The 15,879-nt window shown below is 72.5% G+C and carries 16 protein-coding genes and 2 pseudogenes; 8 read left to right on the forward strand and 10 right to left on the reverse strand.

All coding sequences use genetic code 11. The features are described 5' to 3' along the window. The 3 genes and pseudogenes from KBY47_RS35050 to KBY47_RS35060 form a co-directional block, all read left to right on the forward strand. Positions 1 to 531 (forward strand): annotated as a pseudogene (locus KBY47_RS35050) (serine/threonine protein kinase); the annotation flags it as partial. 40 nt (positions 532 to 571) lie between these two features. Then, positions 572 to 1,543 carry an LLM class F420-dependent oxidoreductase gene (locus KBY47_RS35055; protein WP_210928512.1) on the forward strand — a complete coding sequence of 324 codons (972 nt, stop codon included), beginning with the start codon at positions 572 to 574 and terminating at the stop codon, positions 1,541 to 1,543. Between the two features lie 75 nt (positions 1,544 to 1,618). Further along, positions 1,619 to 2,044 (forward strand): SsgA family sporulation/cell division regulator, encoded by a 426-nt coding sequence (locus KBY47_RS35060; RefSeq protein WP_210928514.1) that lies wholly within the window; start codon positions 1,619 to 1,621, stop codon positions 2,042 to 2,044. A 6-nt stretch (positions 2,045 to 2,050) separates the two neighbouring features. Here KBY47_RS35060 and KBY47_RS35065 read toward each other — a convergent pair whose 3' ends face one another. The 5 genes and pseudogenes from KBY47_RS35065 to KBY47_RS35085 form a co-directional block, all read right to left on the reverse strand. Next, complete coding sequence (locus KBY47_RS35065) at positions 2,051 to 2,548, reverse strand: DUF6328 family protein (RefSeq protein ID WP_210928516.1); 498 nt, start codon at positions 2,546 to 2,548, stop codon at positions 2,051 to 2,053. Between the two features lie 90 nt (positions 2,549 to 2,638). Next, positions 2,639 to 3,622, reverse strand: coding sequence for an aldo/keto reductase (locus KBY47_RS35070; protein WP_210928517.1), 984 nt, complete (start codon positions 3,620 to 3,622; stop codon positions 2,639 to 2,641). Between the two features lie 4 nt (positions 3,623 to 3,626). Beyond that, positions 3,627 to 4,879 (reverse strand): annotated as a pseudogene (locus KBY47_RS35075) (FAD-dependent monooxygenase). Positions 4,880 to 5,008: 129 nt separating this feature from the next. After that, positions 5,009 to 5,713 (reverse strand): ribonuclease H, encoded by a 705-nt coding sequence (locus KBY47_RS35080; protein WP_210928519.1) that lies wholly within the window; start codon positions 5,711 to 5,713, stop codon positions 5,009 to 5,011. A gap of 48 nt (positions 5,714 to 5,761) precedes the next feature. Beyond that, positions 5,762 to 6,562 carry a VOC family protein gene (locus KBY47_RS35085; RefSeq protein WP_210928521.1) on the reverse strand — a complete coding sequence of 267 codons (801 nt, stop codon included), beginning with the start codon at positions 6,560 to 6,562 and terminating at the stop codon, positions 5,762 to 5,764. A gap of 151 nt (positions 6,563 to 6,713) precedes the next feature. Between KBY47_RS35085 and KBY47_RS35090 the strand changes: the two genes are divergently transcribed. Then, positions 6,714 to 7,604, forward strand: coding sequence for an aminoglycoside phosphotransferase family protein (locus tag KBY47_RS35090; RefSeq protein ID WP_247695716.1), 891 nt, complete (start codon positions 6,714 to 6,716; stop codon positions 7,602 to 7,604). A 16-nt stretch (positions 7,605 to 7,620) separates the two neighbouring features. Here the strand turns inward: KBY47_RS35090 and KBY47_RS35095 are convergent, their stop codons facing one another. Further along, on the reverse strand, positions 7,621 to 8,103 hold the full coding sequence (locus KBY47_RS35095; RefSeq protein WP_210928523.1) for a VOC family protein: 483 nt from the start codon (positions 8,101 to 8,103) through the stop codon (positions 7,621 to 7,623). A 221-nt stretch (positions 8,104 to 8,324) separates the two neighbouring features. On the opposite strand from KBY47_RS35095, the gene KBY47_RS35100 reads away from it, so the two are divergent. Next, positions 8,325 to 8,978 carry an ATP-dependent Clp protease proteolytic subunit gene (locus tag KBY47_RS35100; RefSeq protein WP_210928525.1) on the forward strand — a complete coding sequence of 218 codons (654 nt, stop codon included), beginning with the start codon at positions 8,325 to 8,327 and terminating at the stop codon, positions 8,976 to 8,978. A 2-nt stretch (positions 8,979 to 8,980) separates the two neighbouring features. Beyond that, a complete protein-coding gene (locus KBY47_RS35105; RefSeq protein WP_210928528.1) occupies positions 8,981 to 9,586 on the forward strand; it encodes a ClpP family protease in 606 nt (201 codons plus the stop codon). A gap of 57 nt (positions 9,587 to 9,643) precedes the next feature. On the opposite strand, the gene KBY47_RS35110 is transcribed toward KBY47_RS35105, so the two are convergent. Further along, entirely contained in the window at positions 9,644 to 10,201 is a 558-nt protein-coding gene (locus KBY47_RS35110) for a helix-turn-helix domain-containing protein (protein WP_374103150.1), read from the reverse strand. A 320-nt stretch (positions 10,202 to 10,521) separates the two neighbouring features. Between KBY47_RS35110 and KBY47_RS35115 the strand changes: the two genes are divergently transcribed. After that, on the forward strand, positions 10,522 to 11,400 hold the full coding sequence (locus KBY47_RS35115; protein WP_210928530.1) for an RNA polymerase sigma factor SigF: 879 nt from the start codon (positions 10,522 to 10,524) through the stop codon (positions 11,398 to 11,400). A gap of 113 nt (positions 11,401 to 11,513) precedes the next feature. On the opposite strand, the gene KBY47_RS35120 is transcribed toward KBY47_RS35115, so the two are convergent. Together KBY47_RS35120 and KBY47_RS35125 are read right to left on the reverse strand one after the other, a co-directional pair. Beyond that, positions 11,514 to 11,969: an ATP-binding protein gene (locus tag KBY47_RS35120; protein WP_210928531.1), complete on the reverse strand. Its 456-nt coding sequence runs from the start codon at positions 11,967 to 11,969 to the stop codon at positions 11,514 to 11,516. A 110-nt stretch (positions 11,970 to 12,079) separates the two neighbouring features. Further along, on the reverse strand, positions 12,080 to 13,258 hold the full coding sequence (locus KBY47_RS35125) for a DUF6777 domain-containing protein (protein ID WP_210928532.1): 1,179 nt from the start codon (positions 13,256 to 13,258) through the stop codon (positions 12,080 to 12,082). A 193-nt stretch (positions 13,259 to 13,451) separates the two neighbouring features. Between KBY47_RS35125 and KBY47_RS35130 the strand changes: the two genes are divergently transcribed. Next, positions 13,452 to 14,726 (forward strand): streptophobe family protein, encoded by a 1,275-nt coding sequence (locus KBY47_RS35130; RefSeq protein WP_210928533.1) that lies wholly within the window; start codon positions 13,452 to 13,454, stop codon positions 14,724 to 14,726. Here KBY47_RS35130 and KBY47_RS35135 read toward each other — a convergent pair. Continuing rightward, positions 14,720 to 15,718 (reverse strand): serine/threonine-protein kinase, encoded by a 999-nt coding sequence (locus tag KBY47_RS35135; RefSeq protein ID WP_210928534.1) that lies wholly within the window; start codon positions 15,716 to 15,718, stop codon positions 14,720 to 14,722. The genes KBY47_RS35130 and KBY47_RS35135 overlap by 7 nt on opposite strands. Between the last annotated feature and the right edge of the window lie 161 nt (positions 15,719 to 15,879).

Genomic DNA, 15,879 nt, shown 5'->3' on the forward strand with positions numbered 1-15,879 from the left:
CCGAGCCCCTCCTCCACAGCACCCCCATCGCCCACCGCGACCCCGTCGCCCTCCCGCACCGCCCTGCCGCTCGGGTTCCGCCGCTACGACGCACCCGAGGGCTTCACGATCGCCGTGCCCGAGGGCTGGGAGCCGCTGCGCACCACCCGGGTGCCGGGTCTGGCGTACCGCGTGGTGCTCGGCGCGGCGGGCGATCCGCGCACCCTGACCGTGACCTACAGCGAGCGTCTGGGCCCCGATCCGGTGGCCATCTGGCGGGACGACGTCGAGCCGGGACTGCGGCGGTTCGTCGGCTTCCGGCGGATCGGGGACATCCGGCCGACGACGTACCAGGGCCGCCGGGCGGCCGACTTCGAGTGGCTGGCCGAGGTCCGCGGGACGGTGCAGCGCACCTTCGGCCGGGGGTTCCTCACGGGCGACGGGGAGGGCTTCTCGCTGCGCTGGACGACCCCGGCCGACGACTTCGACGACGCCGCGAACCGGCAGGCCCTGGACGTCTTCCTGCGCACCTTCCGGGGGAGTGCGGGCTGACGGCCGTTTCCCCCTCGGGCCCCCTGGGGACTCGGGGCACATGGTGCGAATCGGATACACGATGATGACCGAGCAGGCCGGGCCGCGTGAGCTGGTCGACCATGTCGTGCGGGCCGAGGAGGCGGGCTTCGACTTCGCCGTGACCTCGGACCACTACTTCCCGTGGCTGCGTGCGCAGGGCCACTCGCCGTACGCGTGGAGCGTGCTCGGCGCCGCCGCGCAGGCGACCCGGGACATCCCGCTGATGACATACGTGACCTGTCCGACCTTCCGCTACCACCCGGCCGTGGTGGCGCAGAAGGCGGCGACGATGCAGTTGCTGTCCGAGGGCCGCTTCCGGCTCGGGCTGGGCTCCGGCGAGAACCTCAACGAGCATGTGGTCGGCGGCGGCTGGCCGTCCGTCGACGTACGGCACGAGATGCTGGAGGAGGCCGTCGGGATCATCCGGGACCTGTTCCGGGGCGGGCATGTGAACCACCGGGGCACGCACTTCGACGTGGAGTCGGCGCGGCTGTGGGACCTGCCGGACGAGCCGCCCCCGATCGGCGTCGCGGTCTCCGGCGAGCGCTCCTGCGAACTCGCGGGGAGGCTGGCCGACCTGGTCATCGCCACCGAGCCGAAGCCCGGACTGCTGGACTCCTTCGACGAGCACGGCGGCCGGGGCAAGCCGAGGGTCGGTCAGCTGCCGGTGTGCCACGACCCCGACCGGGACACGGCCGTCAAGCGGGCGCACGCCCAGTTCCGCTGGTTCGGCAGCGGCTGGAAGGTGAACTCGGAGCTGCCGCACCCGGACTCCTTCGAGCAGGCCACCCAGTTCGTGACCCCCGACGACGTCGCCGAGTCCATTCCGTGCGGCGACGACCCGGACGACTTCGTCGCGGCGGTACGGCCGTACGCCGAGGCCGGGTTCACCGAGATCGCCCTGGTGCAGATCGGCGGGGAGGCGCAGGAGCCCTATCTCGACTGGTGCAAGAGCACACTGCTGCCCGCGCTGCGCGATGCCTTCGGCTGACCGCGCGGCCGAGCATCGTGTGGCCGATGAGGGTTACCCGAGTCACTGTCCGGCTTACTCAGGGAGGGCCCTCACGTGAACGCGTATGTGCACCAGACGCTGGTCATGCAGCTCCGGGCGGGCGGCACGGACCGCTTCCCGGTCCTCACCCATCTCCGCTACGACCCGGCCGACCCGTTCGCCGTCACCGCCGTGTTCACCCACGACGGGCGGGTGCTCGCCCGCTGGCGGCTGGACCGCGAGATGCTCGCCCACGGGCTGCGGGGCCCGGTCGGGGTCGGCGACGTGCGGTTCGGACCGACCGGGAACAGCCCGTGGGAGGAGCTGCGCATGGAGTTCTACGGCGACGCGCATCCGGACGGCGGCCGGCACCACGCGGTGGTGTACGCGTGGGCACCGGCCGTCTCCGCGTTCCTGCGCCGGACCTACGAGGTGGTGGCGCCGGGCAGCGAGGAGGTCCGGGTCGACGACTTCCTGGCGGACGTCATCACGGACGGCTGAGCCGGGTCACCGGCTGGTGTGCCGACGGCGGGTCCAGAACGGCAGCGCGTACCAGCACAGCAGGTACCAGAGCAGGATTCCGGTGACGAGCCACGGCACATAGGGGTTGTGGGTCGCCACCCGCAGTATGAGCAGCAGCGAGCAGGTCATGGTGGCGAGCAGCAGCACCAGGCCGACATGGGTGAGACGGGAGGCCATCTGCACCGCCTGCGGCTTGACCCGGCGGCCGGAGACGATGCGGTGCAGGGACACCGGACCTATCAGCGCGCCGGTCGCGGCGGCGCCCAGCATCACGGTCACGATGTAGATCGCCTGGTCGGAGTCGGTCAGGTCACGGTAGGTCGGTGTGAACACCACGGTGAGGAGAAAGCCGAAGAGGATCTGGACTCCCATCTGAGCGACCCGGACCTCCTGGATCAGCTCCTGCCACATCCGGTCCGCTCTCTCCTCCTCCGTCTCGTTGCGCCCCCTGGGCTTCTTGACGTTGTCTTCCGCGGTGGTCACGGTTTCCTCCCGGTGCGAGCGACCTCAGGTCTCTGTCACCGCGAGTTCCCCGTGAATCCGCTTATGGTCAGCCCATCGTCGGCGCGTCGCCTACCAGCGGTGCTCGACCTGCTGCCGGATCCGCCGGTCGTACAGGTCCTCGATCGCCTGGAGCGTCCTGGCCGACAGCTCGGGCAGCGCCGCGGCGGCCGCGTTGGCGCGGGCCTGCTCCGGCGAGCGGGCGCCGGGGATGACGGTGGTGACACCGGGCTGCTGGATGATCCAGCGCAGCGCGAGCTGGGCCGGCGTGCAGCCCTCGGGGGCGAGGGCGGCGAACTCGGCGGCGGCCTCCACACCGGTGGCGAAGTCGACGCCGGAGAAGGTCTCGCCCTGGTCGAAGGCCTCGCCGTGCCGGTTGTAGGTGCGGTGGTCGTCGGCCGCGAAGACGGTGTCCTTGGTGTACTTGCCGGACAGCAGGCCGGAGGCGAGGGGTACCCGGGCGATGATGCCGACGCCCGCCTCGGCGGCGGCCGGGAGCACCTGGCGCAGCGGCTTCATCCGGAACGGGTTGAGGATGATCTGGACGCTGGTCACGTTCGGCCGGGCGATCGCGGTGAGCGCCTCCTCGCAGGTCTCGACGCTGACGCCGTACCGGGCGATGCGCTCCTCCTCGACCAGGGTGTCGAGGGCGTCGAAGACCTCGTCGGAGGAGTAGACGGGGGTGGGCGGGCAGTGCAGCTGCACCAGGTCGATGCGGTCCACGCCGAGGTTGCGGCGGGAGCGGTCGTTCCAGGCGCGGAAGTTGTCCAGGACGTAGTTCTCGGGGAGCTGGTCGACGCGGCGGCCCATCTTGGTGGCGACCAGCACGTCCAGGTCCGGCCTGCCGCGCAGGAACGCCGCGATGGTCTGTTCGCTGCGTCCGTCGCCGTAGACGTCGGCGGTGTCGAAGAAGGTCACCCCCGACTCGGCTGCCGCGTCCAGTACCGCGAGGGCGTCCTTCTCGTCGACGTCGCCCCAGTCCGCCCCGAGCTGCCAGGTGCCGAGGCCGACGACGGAGGCCTGCTGACCTGACCTGTTCATCACACGCTGTTCCATGGCGTCAGTCTGCCATCCGGTTCTGGGAGCGTTCACGGGAGGCCAGGGTCCGGGCGTGGACGGTGCGGGCGAGCACCGGGTCCTGGAGCTTCAGCCGGATCGCTTGAGGCGGCGCAGCGCCGTGAGCCGCCCGGCCGTGCGGTCGAGGTGGTAGTAGAGCCGCGGGGGGAGGTGCGGCAGCAGGGGTGAGTGGCGCTGGCCGAGGAGGGCGAACATCCGGTCGGGCGGCAGGTCCATGTACCGCGGGAGGTCCTCGTACCACTGGGCGCTGTAGCGGGCGGCGCTCTGCGCGGACAGCAGGGCCGTCTTGCGGCGCTGTTCGTAGTGGGCGAGGGCGTCGGGGAGCGCCGGGTGCTCGCGCAGGGCGTGCGCGAGGGTGATGGCGTCCTCCAGGGCGAGGGTGGTTCCGGCGCCGATGGAGTAGTGGGTGGTGTGGGCGGCGTCGCCGACGAGGACGAGGTTGCCGCGGTGCCAGGTGCGGTTGGTGAGGGTGCGGAAGGTGAGCCACTGCTGGGCGCCGCCGTGGGCGGAGGGCCGGGCGAGCAGCCGATGGCCGTCGAGGACGTCGGCGAAGAGGTCCTCCAGCAGGGCGAGCCCCTCCGCCTCCCCGGCCCGGTCGAGGCCGAGCCCTGCGAAGGTGGCGGGGTCGCACTCGACGACGCAGGTGCTGCGGTCGGGGGCGTAGCCGTAGCCGTAGCACCAGATCCAGCCGTGGGCGGTCTCCTTGAAGGCGAAGGTGAAGGCGTCGAAGACCTTGGTGGTGCCCAGCCAGATGTAGGGGTTGCGGCCGGTGCTGAGGCGGGTGCCGAAGTGGTCGGCGTGGCGGGCGCGCAGGGCGCTGCGGACGCCGTCGCCCGCGACCACCAGATCGGCCCAGCCGGGCGGGTCGTCGGCGCTGACCTCGTGGCCGTACTCCAGGCGTACGCCGAGGGAGGCGGCGCGGGCGGCGAGGATGTCCAGGAGACGGTGGCGTCCGATGCCGAAGCCCTGGTCGCCGTGTTGCCGTACGGTGTCGCCGCGCACGTGCGCCACACCCTCGGACCAGCGCAGCGAGGCGGCGTCGACGGCGCGGGCCGAGACGGGGTCGTGGGTGTGCAGCCGGTCGAGGAGTCCGCGCCAGTAGGTGACGCCCCAGCCGTAGGTCGAGCCCTCGGGGTCGCGTTCGTGGACGGTGATGTCGTGGGCCGGGTCCTGGAGCTTCAGCAGGATCGACAGATACAGACCGGCGGGCCCGCCGCCGACGCAGGCGACCTTCATGCACACCCCTCGTTCATCGCTCTACGGAGTCGTCTCGCGACGCACAGTAGCAGCGGATGGGTGCGCTGCCGGGGTGGCGGACCATGTCGGCGGGGTGAGTGCCTACGACGGGACGGGGGCGGCGCCGCGCTATCCGGCGGCGGCCGTGCGGCACTCCGGGTGACCCCAGCCCTGAGCGTTCTTCGCGATCGGTTCGCCCGCGGCGTAGGAGCGGCCGCAGACGCAGCGGCCGGGGAACTTGGCCTTGATGGTGCGGGTGGAGCCGCCGCCGCTGCGGGCCGTCGCGGCGCCGCCCGACGGTTTGCGGCGCGGGGCCCTGGCGGGCACGTCCCCGGCGGGCGGCGGTTCCGGGGAGCCGAGGTCGCTGCCCGCGGCCTGCTGGGCGGAGGCGGCCTGGCTGGCGGCGCGGTCGGCGAAGTCGTTCAGCGGGTCGCCGTCGACCTGGTGGGCGGGGACATAGCGGAACTCGACGTCACGGCCACCGAGCAGTTCGTCGATGGCGACGACGAGTTCCTGGTTGGCGACCGGCTTTCCGGCGGCGGTGCGCCAGCCGTTGCGCTTCCAGTTGGGCAGCCAGGCGGTGACCGCCTTCATCGCGTACTGGGAGTCCATCCGGACCTCCAGCGGTACGCCGGGGTCGGTGGCGGCCAGCAGTCGTTCCAGCGCGGTGAGCTCGGCGACGTTGTTGGTGGACCTGCCCAGCGGGCCCGCCTCCCAGCGGGCCGGGGTCTCCGTCTCGTCCGCCACCACCCAGGCCCAGCCCGCCGGACCCGGGTTTCCCTTCGAAGCCCCGTCGCAGGCGGCCACCACACGTTCACGCATGGGTCCGATCATGCCACGGCGGGTCGGGCGGGTGGTCGCCGAGGCCCTGCCCCGGTCCGTTCAGGACACCTCGGTGGTCGCCGGGAACTCGCCCTCGGTCCGGCTGGTGTCGATCACCGAGAAGTTGGCGCCCTGCGGGTCGGTGAGGGCGGCGAACCGCCCGAAGGGGGTGTCCATCGGCCCGAACTGGAGCGTGCCGCCGAGCTTGGTGGCCCGGGTGACGGCTTCGTCGCAGTCGGGGACGCGGAAGTAGACGTTGATGTACGGCGGCACCTCGGGCGGGAAGTCGTCGGTCATCCTCATCCGGCCCAGCACGCTGTTCTCACCGAGGTCGAAGACGCGGAAGTCGACGGCGTCGTCCTGCATCTGCTTGGCGCGGTAGCCGAAGACGGCGGGGAAGAACGCGTCCGTCTTCTCCGGCTCGCGGGTGAAGACCTCCGCCCAGGTGTAGGCGCCGGGCTCGCCCATCGGCGCGGCGAAGCCCTCGTGGGCGCCGGACTGCCAGACGCCGAAGACGACCCCGCCGGGGTCGCGGGCCAGGCACATGGTGCCGAACTCGCCGACCTGCATCGGGCCCATCAGCACCTCGCCGCCGTTGTCGCGGATCCGCTGGGCGGTGGCGGCGGCGTCCTGGGAGGCGAAGTAGAGGCACCACTGCGACTGGTCCTCCTGGCCGGGCATCGGCGGTACGACGGCGGCGGCGGCCTTCCCGTCCGCGTAGGCCTCGGTGTAGTTGCCGAACTCCGTGGACGCCTCGCCGAACGTCCACCCGAGGACGCCGCCGTAGAAGGTCTTCGCCCCCTCCAGGTCGGTGAACATCGCGTCGGCCCAGCAGGGGGTTCCCTCAGGTTGCACGGCCATGGCTGCGGCCCTCTTCCGTTCGGTGGTCTGTCCGCATCCTCACGCTAGCCACCCGGCGGTCGGGGCGCGCGCCGAACGCGTCCTTCCAGGAGCGGATGAAATTCCGTCGACAGGCGGCGGGTTGCCGGATGGAATGGGCGCCGTGTGTGCCATGAACACGAAGATGCACGCGGACGAGGCCGACATCGACGACGCGCTGGTCCGCGCGCTGGTCGCCCGGCAGTTCCCCGAGTGGGCGTCGCTGCCCGTGCGGCGGCTGGAGTCGTCCGGCACGGAGAACGCGATGTTCCGTCTCGGTACGGAGCTGGTGGTGCGGCTGCCCCGGCACCCCGGCGCCGTCGACGACGTACGGCGCGAGGGGCGGCTGCTGTCCCGGCTGGGGCCGCTGCTGCCGGTGCCCACGCCCGAACCGGTGGGGCGGGGCGAGCCGGGTGCGGGCTTCCCGTGGCCCTGGTCGGTGTACCGGTGGCTGGCGGGCCGCAATCCCGTGGCGGGCGCGGTGCCGCAGGCGAAGCGCCTGGCCGAGGACCTGGGGCGGTTCGTGGCCGCGCTGCGCGGAGTCCACGCGGCGGACGGGCCGCCGGGCAGCCGGGGCGTGCCGCTGGCGGCCCGGGACGCGCCCACCCGTTCGGCCATCGCCCGGCTCACGGGCCGGACCGACACCGCCGGGGTGACGGCCCTGTGGGAGGAGGCCCTGCGCGCGCCGGAGTACACCGGGCCCCCGGTGTGGGCTCACGGTGACCTCTCCCCCGGCAATGTGCTGGTCGACGGGGGACGGCTGTCCGCCGTGATCGACTTCGGGGTCGCCGGGGTGGGCGATCCCGCCGTGGACCTGATCATCGCGTGGAACCTGCTGCCCGCCGAGGCCCGCGAGACCTTCCGGGACACGGTGGGGGCGGACGACGCCGAATGGGCGCGCGGGCGCGGCTGGGCGCTGTCGGTCGCGCTGATCCAGCTGCCGTACTACTGGGAGACCAATCCGCCGCTGGCCGAGAACTCCCGGCATGTGATCGGGGAGTTGCTGGCGGAGGCCTCCCGGTAGCGGACGGCGGCCGGGTTCACTCGCCCGCGTGCGCCTTCTCCAGGGCGGCGATGTCCAGCTTGCCCATGGAGAGCATGGCCTGGGTGGCGCGAGTGGCCTTCTGCGGGTCGGGGTCGCTCAGCAGGGCGGACAGGCGCTCGGGGATGACCTGCCAGGAGACGCCGAACCGGTCCTTGAGCCAGCCGCACGGGCCGGGTTCGCCGCCGCCCTCGGTGAGCCGGGCCCAGTAGTGGTCGATCTCGTCCTGGTCGTCGCAGAAGACCTGGAACGAGATCGCCTCGTTGAAGGTGAACTGCGGTCCGCCGTTGAGCGCGACGAACTCGTGGCCGTTGGCGGTGAACTCCACGGTCATCACGGTGCCCGCCGGGGCCATGCCGCCCTCGGGGTAGCGGGTGACCTCCTTGATGGCGGAGTTCCGGAAGACGGAGACGTAGAACTCGGCGGCCTCCTCGGCCTGGCCGTCGAACCAGAGGCAGGTGGTGAATCCGTCGCGGGTCATGAGGGGAACCTTTCGGATGCGGCGGTGCGGGACAACGGTCATCTGTGTCGACCGGTGCCGCCGCCGAAACTCATCGCTCCCGTCGTGACGGCTTTCCGCTCCGCTCTGCCCTGGGCGAATCTGCCACGGGCCTAGAAAGCCCCGGGGGCCCTCGCCCCGGCCCACAGTGGAGACCGACCGCGGTCACCACGGATACGGCCACCACGACGAGGAGCGACGCGATGTCCCCACTCACCACGGGCCCCGGACGGGCCCTGATCCCCCGGGCGGAGGAGGGCGACACCCCGCCCACCCGGTTCGACGACCAGCTCGCCGCCCAGCTGCTCGGGCAGCGGATCGTGCTGCTCGGCACCCAGGTCGACGAGGTCTCCGCCAACCGGGTGTGCAGCCAGCTGCTGATCCTGTCGGCGGAGGACCCGCGCACCGACATCAGCCTGTTCGTCAACAGCCCCGGCGGCTCGGTCCACGCCGGCCTCGCCATCTACGACACGATGCGGCTGATCCCCAACGACGTCTCCACGCTCGCCATGGGGTTCGCCGCCAGCATGGGCCAGTTCCTGCTCAGCGTCGGCGCGGCGGGCAAGCGGTACGCGCTGCCCAACGCCCGGATCATGATGCACCAGCCGTCCGCGGGCATCGGCGGCACCACCGCCGACATCGAGATCCAGGCGGAGAACCTGGAGTTCACCAAGCGGACCATCGAACGGATCACGGCCGAGCACACCGGGCAGAGCCCGGAGACCATCTCCCGCGACGGTGACCGCGACCGCTGGTTCACCGCGGAGGAGGCCAGGGAGTACGGCATGGTGGACCGGGTCGTCGAGTCGTTCGCCGACGTACGCCCGGCCGCCGCACGGCGACGGATGGGGCTGTAGACATGGGGACGTACACGATTCCGAACGTGGTCGAGCGCACCCCGCAGGGCGAGCGGTCGTACGACGTGTTCAGCCGGCTGCTGTCGGAGCGGATCATCTTCCTCGGCACCGAGATCGACGACGGCGTGGCCAATGTCGTCATCGCGCAGCTGCTCCACCTGGAGTCGTCGGCGCCGGAGCAGGAGATCGCGGTCTACCTCAACTCACCGGGCGGCTCGTTCACCTCCCTGATGGCGATCTACGACACGATGACGTTCGTGCGGGCGCCGATCTCGACGTTCTGCGTCGGGCAGGCGGCCTCGACGGCGGCCGTGCTGCTGGCGGGCGGCGATCCCGGGCGGCGGTTCGTGCTGGAGCACGCGCGGGTGCTGCTGGGCCAGCCCGCGACCGGCGGGCAGCGGGGCACGGTCTCCGATCTGGCGCTCCAGGCCAAGGAGATGGTCCGGATTCGCGCCCAGGTCGAGGAGGTGCTCGCCCGGCACACCCACCACGACATCGCGACCCTGCGCGCCGACATGGACCGCGACAAGGTGTTCACCGCGCACGAGGCGGTGGCGTACGGGCTGGCCGACGAAGTGCTCAGCAGGCGTCTCGTCCCGGCGGCCTGAGCCTGCGGGACCCGAGTCTGCGGGACTGGGCCTCCAGGACGAGACGGGGGCGGTCGGCTAGGCCGCGAGGCACAGTCCGCCGTGCGGCGCACCGGCCGGGCCCCGGCCGGGGAGGGTCCGGCTGTGGCTGGTGACCCGGATCAGCTCCTCGTGGGCCAGTGACAGCAGGTCGCCGAGGCCCAGGCCGAGGGCGTGGGCGGCGGCCGCCAGGACCTCCGAGGATGCCTCCTTGCGGCCGCGCTCCACCTCCGACAGGTACGGCATGGAGATCCGGGCCGCGTCGGCGACGTCCTTGAGCGTGCGTTCCTGCGCCAGCCTCTCCCGGCGCAGCACGTCACCGACAAGATCACGCCACAGGGGTTCGCGGGCGGCCGGGTCCCGGCGCGGGAGGTGCCCCGGCTCCGGGCGCGGCGATCGCGGACGCACGGGCTCCGGTCGTACCGCCTCCGGGCGCGGCGGCTCCGGGCGCGCGGACTCGGGGCGTACGGAGCGTGGCCGCACCGGCTCCGGACGCTCGGGCTCCCGTCGTACCGGCTCCGGACGGGCCGTCTGCCGTCGTACGGACTGCGGGCGCAGGGGAATGACGTGGGCTTCGTTCGGCGCTCGGCCGCTCACCTGGTTGCTCACGTCCTCAGACTAGGAGCCTGGGGCCGAGGGGAGGGGTGTTTCCGCCCTCGGTGGAATCCGCCGCCGGGCGGGGGCCGCGGGGGTGAGCGTTTTCGCCATCCCGGCACACACCCCGCATGGGGTCCCGCACCCCGGGTATCCGGAGGGGGCGAACCCGCGGTGCGGTCGCCGCGGGCTTCGAGGGACGATGCATAGGTCACCCGGTTCCGGGTACCTGGGGTCGGGCGGCACGGCAGCGCGCCGCAGGTGAACTGTGCAATCGAGCCCGAAGAGGCAGACGTCGAACCATGACTTTCCTGGGAGAGGCAATGGACACCGCCGTGATCCGGTCGGAGGCGAAGAACGGTGTCGAGGGCGGGGTGGGCGAGGGACCGGGGCCGGAGGTCGTGGACCCGCGGACGATCGCGCCGCGCGACGCCCGGGAACTGTCCCGCCAGTTCTTCCGGCGGCTCACGGAGCTGGAGGAAGGCACCCACGAGTACCAGTACGCCCGCAACACCCTGATCGAGATGAACGTGTCCCTGGTGCGCTTCGCCGCCGGGCGGTTCCGCGGACGCGGCGACGACATGGAGGACATCGTCCAGACCGGCATGATCGGCCTGATCAAGGCCATCGACCGGTTCGACCTGTCCCGCGAGGTCGAGTTCACGTCCTTCGCGCTGCCCTACATCGTCGGTGAGATCAAGCGGTTCTTCCGTGACACCACCTGGGCCGTGCACGTCCCGCGCAGGCTCCAGGAGCTGCGGGTGGAGCTGGCCAAGGCGCGTGAGGAACTGGCCAGCAGGCTGGACCGGGAGCCGACGGTGTCCGAGCTGGCGACGCTGATGAACATCTCCGAGGACGAGGTCATCGAGGGACAGATCGCCGCCAACGGCTACAACTCCTCGTCCCTGGACGCCGCCCTCACCGGTGACGGAGCCGAGTCCGGCGAGGCGGTCCTCGCCGACTTCATCGGGGTGGAGGAACACGGGCTGCGGCTGGTGGAGGACTTCCAGTCCCTGGCCCCGCTGATGGCCGAACTGGACGAGCGGGACCGCCGGATCCTGCACATGAGGTTCGTCGAGGAGGCCACCCAGGCCGAGATCGGCGAACAGCTGGGCTGCTCCCAGATGCATGTGTCCCGGCTGCTGAAGCGGATCATCGTCCGGCTGCGCGAGGGCATGCTGGGCGAGCTGGGCTGCGCCTGAGGAACGAGGAACCGCGGGAGGATCCGGGGCCTGTCGGGAAGGACGGGCCCCGGGCCCTGTCGTCACATTCCCGTCGTCCGCCCGAAGGGCAGGCGGGAATGTGACGACAGGGCCTAGTCCCCGTCGAGCCGCACCACGGCGCGCACCCGCTTGCCGACCGGGACGCGTTCGACGGCGACCTCCTCGGCGACGGCGTGCACGATCTCCAGGCCGTGCCGTCCGATGCGCTGGGGGTCGCGCGGATAGCGCAGTGGCACCGCGTCGCTGCTGTCGTAGACGGACACCTCGATCGCGCTGTCGGTGCCCTCGAGTTCGAGGATGTACGGGCCGTTGCTGTGCCGGTCGGCGTTGGTGACCAGCTCGCTGACGACGAGCAGCGCCGAGCCCTCGCAGCGTTCGCCGATCTCGGCGCACCACTCCGTCCTGAGCTGTTCCAGGAAGAGCGCGGCGAACGCTCGTGCCTCGGCGATGCTGCCGGTCTCGCCCGTGAAGTGCGCGGCTCGCCACAGGGGTTCCACCGGCACGTCGAACCCAGTCGGTACCACTGCCCCGTCCCGGTGGTCGATCATGCGTGTTCTCTCTTCGAAGCCGGACTGGCCGGACGATGTTGCACCAGTCCTCGTACCCCGAGCCGCGCCACCCAGTCCAGGGTCGGGTGACGCGGTCGTCACACTCCCGGCTAGGACGCCGTCGGCGCCTCGGGGCTCGCGGGTGCCTCGGGGCTGGAACCCGAGGTGGTGGTCGTCCCGGAGTCCGGTGACTGCTCCTGCGGTGACTGTTCCTCCGGCGCCTGTTCCTCGGGCGAGGTCCCGGGTGCCGACGGCGCATCGGAGGTGTCGGGCGCTTCCGGTTCGGTCGTGGTGGCCGGTGGCGTGGTCGGCGGTGCGGTGGGCGTGGTGGGGCTGGTCGACGGGGTCGGCGAGTCCTTCGGCGGCTTGGTCGCGTGGTCCTTGCCGCCGGTGTCGCCGCGGTGGCGGCCGAACCACTTGCCGGTGTCGGGGTCGTAGAGCGTGAAGACCTCGATGGGCTTCGACGCGGGTTCGACCACGACGACGTTCGAGGAGCGGTACGACGGCCAGGAGTCGCCGGTCGTCTTCGGGGTGGTCTTCTGCGCGACCGGGTCGGTGAGCGGGTTGCCGCAGGCGCAGCGGACCCGGGGCTGGCCGCGGTCGTTGATGAGGACGGCGGTGCCCGCCTGGAGGACGGCCTGGTAGCTGGTGGCCTCGCCGTCGCGGAAGCCGTGGTTGGTGACCCGGGTGTCCATGCGCAGCTGCACCGGGGTGAGCGAGCGCAGATAGCCGGGGACGTCGTCGGCCTTGATCCCGGCGACGGAGGCGAAGGCCCGGTTCCGCGGCGGGTCGTCCTGGAGGAACTTGATCTGTTTCTCCACGTCACAGCTGGAGGAGTCCTGGGTGCCGCCGTACAGGCCGGGGTCGCCGCCGTTGACGCCCTGCACGGTGTTGGCCGGGGCGGACTCGGTGGTCGGGGACGGGGTGACCGGCGGGGCGGAGCTGTCCGTCGCGGAGGAGTCGGTGAACGGGTCGGGGCCGGACTTGCCCGCCGACTGGAGGAAGACCTCGCCCTCACCGTCGGTGGCCGTGCCGGAGCCGTCGCCGCCGCCGGGGCGGGTGAGGACGACGGCGATGATCACGGCGGCGACCACGGCCGCGGTGATGGCCGCGACCCGGGGCACCGAACGCCACCAGGGCCGGTGCGGTCCCGGTTCGGGCTCGGGCGCCCCGGCGCCACCGTCGGACGGCGGCTCGGAGGGCGGCTCGGAGGGCGGCTGGGACGGGCCGGACAGGGGGCCGGAGGGGGGTCCTGTGGGGCGGCCGGACGACGGCGGTTCGACGCTCACTGAGCTTCTTCTTCCGGACGTGGGGCCGACGGCCCCGAACCAACCCCCCACCTGGACGTTGTGAGCCGCTGCACCGGGCTCGGCGCACTGCGCGTGCGCCTGTGTCCATTGTCTGCCCCGGTGCCGTGGCGCCCGCAAGCCGGACGGACCTCCCGGCGGGCGTACCGGCGGCGGGCTGCTTAGCGTGGCAACCGTGACCGTGCGAACCCCTTCCCGGCAGGCCGTGGCCCGGCACGGCTGGGCCGAGGCCCTGCTCACCGTGCTGGCGGGACTGATCGCCATGGGCGTGGTGTCCGCGCTCGGGCTGTGGGCCGCCGGCGCGACGGACCTGCCCGACGGGGCGTTCCCCCGGGTGGTGGCGGCGACGGTGGTGATGGCGGTCGGCGGGAGCGTCGAGCTGTCCGGGGACGCCGGGGGGATCGCGGGGACGGACGCCGGGCTGACCGTGCTGCCGCTGTCCGTCGCCCTCACCGGCGCCCTGGTGGTCGCCGCGGGCTTTCTGTGGCCGCTGCGGCACCGGGCGGTGGCGGGCGCCGCCGAGCTGGCCGGGTGGGCGGGCCGGATCGCGGTGCTGTGGCTGCTCGGGGTGCTGGCCCTGGCCCTCGCCGCGCGGCAGACCTTCGTGATCGACCTCGGCGACGACACGCTCGGGGAGATCGGCGACCTGTTCGGCATCCGCCCCGAGGTCGGCTTCACCACCAACGTGGGGCTGACGCTGCTGTTCGGGCTGCTGTGGCTGGCGGGTGTGCTGCTGCTGGCGCTGCTGGTGTCCCGCGCGCCGCTGCCCGCGCAGCTGCTGCGGTTCCAGGAGTCGGTGCGTCCGGCCGCGTACGCCATGGTGGCCCTGCTGCTCGCCTATGTGGCGCTGGGTGTCGTCATCGGCCTGGTGGTGGCGGCGACGCGGGGGCATGCCGCGGAGACGTTCGCGCTGATCCTGCTCGGCCTGCCCAACCTGGTGTGGCTGGCGTTCACGATCGGTCTCGGCGCCACCTGGAACGGCCGGGTGGAGGGGCCGTTCGGGTTGCCGATGCCGCAGTTGCTGGACGACGTGCTGCGGGTGCCGGACATCGCGGAGCTGAACCTCGGCACGCTGTCCGAGCACGACGGCCGGGTGTGGTGGCTGCTGGTCGCCGACGCGGTGCTGCTGCTGGCCGCCGCGTTCCTGATGGCGTCCCGCTCACCGGCCCGCATCCGGCCCTGGCAGCATGCCGTGCACATGGCGGTGGCGCTGGCGCTGACGGTGCTGATGGTCTGCCTGGTCTGCCGGCTCTCCGCGCACTACGGCCTGTCCGTCCTCGGCATCGGCGACCTGGGCGGCGGTCTCGCCGGAGACGTGTTCCTGCGCCCGCGGCTGTGGTCGGCACTGGGTCTCGCGCTGCTGTGGGGGCTGGTGACCGGATTCCTCGGCGCGCTCCTCGCCGGGGCCCTGGGCAGGCGCCGGGGCGCGGTACCGGTCGGACCTCAGTAGGCGCGCCGCCGGAACACCGGCTCCGCCCAGCGCGGCGGCGCCTCGGGGCCGTCCGGACGCGGTGGTACGGCCGCCACGTCGACCTGGGTCGGCGGGTGGACGACGGGTGACGGGGCGGACCGGATCGCGTCGCGCAGCTCGGTGACGAAGGAGAGGCAGGACTCCTGCCGCTCGTCGGGCACCTTGGCCAGGGCCCGGGCGAAGACCGCGTCGGCGGCGGGCGGCAGGTCGGGGCGGGCGGCGGTGAGGGGCGGGGGTTCGTCGTACTGGTGGGCCCAGAGCAGGGCCATGTCGTCGTCACGGCGGAAGGGCGGGTGCCCGGTGAGCAGTTCGTGGACGACGCAGGCGAGGGCGTAGACGTCGCAGCGGCCGTCGACAGGGCGGCCGGAGATCTGCTCCGGGGCGACGTAGTCGAGGGTGCCGACGAACTGGCCGACCGTGGTGAAGCCGGTCAGCGACAGGGACTTCTTCGTCAGGCCGAAGTCGGTGAGGTAGACGTGCTCGGGGTGGTCGCTGTCGGTGCCCCGGGCGACCAGGACGTTGCCGGGTTTGACGTCCCGGTGCACCAGGCCGTGCTCATGGGCGGCGTCGAGCGCGGAGGCGACCTGGGTGGCGATGCGCAGGGCGGTGCCGGGCGGCAGCGGGCCCTCGCGGTCGAGGAGGTGGCGCAGGTCGCTGCCGGGGACGTACCGCATGGCGATGTAGAGGACGCCGTCGGTCTCACCCGCCTCGAAGACCGGCACGATGTGCGGGTGGTCGAGGGCGGCGGCCACCCGTGACTCGCGGGTGAAGCGGAGCCGGAAGGTGACGTTGCGGGCGAGTTCCGGGGCGAGCAGCTTCAGCGCCACGGTGCGGTCCAGGCGCAGGTCCAGGGCCCGGTAGACCAGCGCCATGCCGCCGTGCCCGATCTCCTCCTCGATCCGGTACCCGGCGACCTGGCGTCCGATGAGTTCGGAGGGGCTGCCGGAGAACAGGCTCGGCCGGTCGGTCATGGGCGATCACCGCCCTGGGCCGTCGCTCCGGTGCGCGGCCCCACAGGCGGGAGCGGAGTTCGCCGGGCCGTCATCCGCGCTTCTCCTCCGGGGTGACGATCCGCGTCGGGGCGTCGCCGGAGCCCGGGTCCAGGGTGGTGGGCGGGGCTTCGGCTCCGCCC

Origin of the sequence: Streptomyces sp. B93 (genome assembly GCF_018070565.1) — a bacterium.
Lineage (GTDB): Bacteria > Actinomycetota > Actinomycetes > Streptomycetales > Streptomycetaceae > Streptomyces.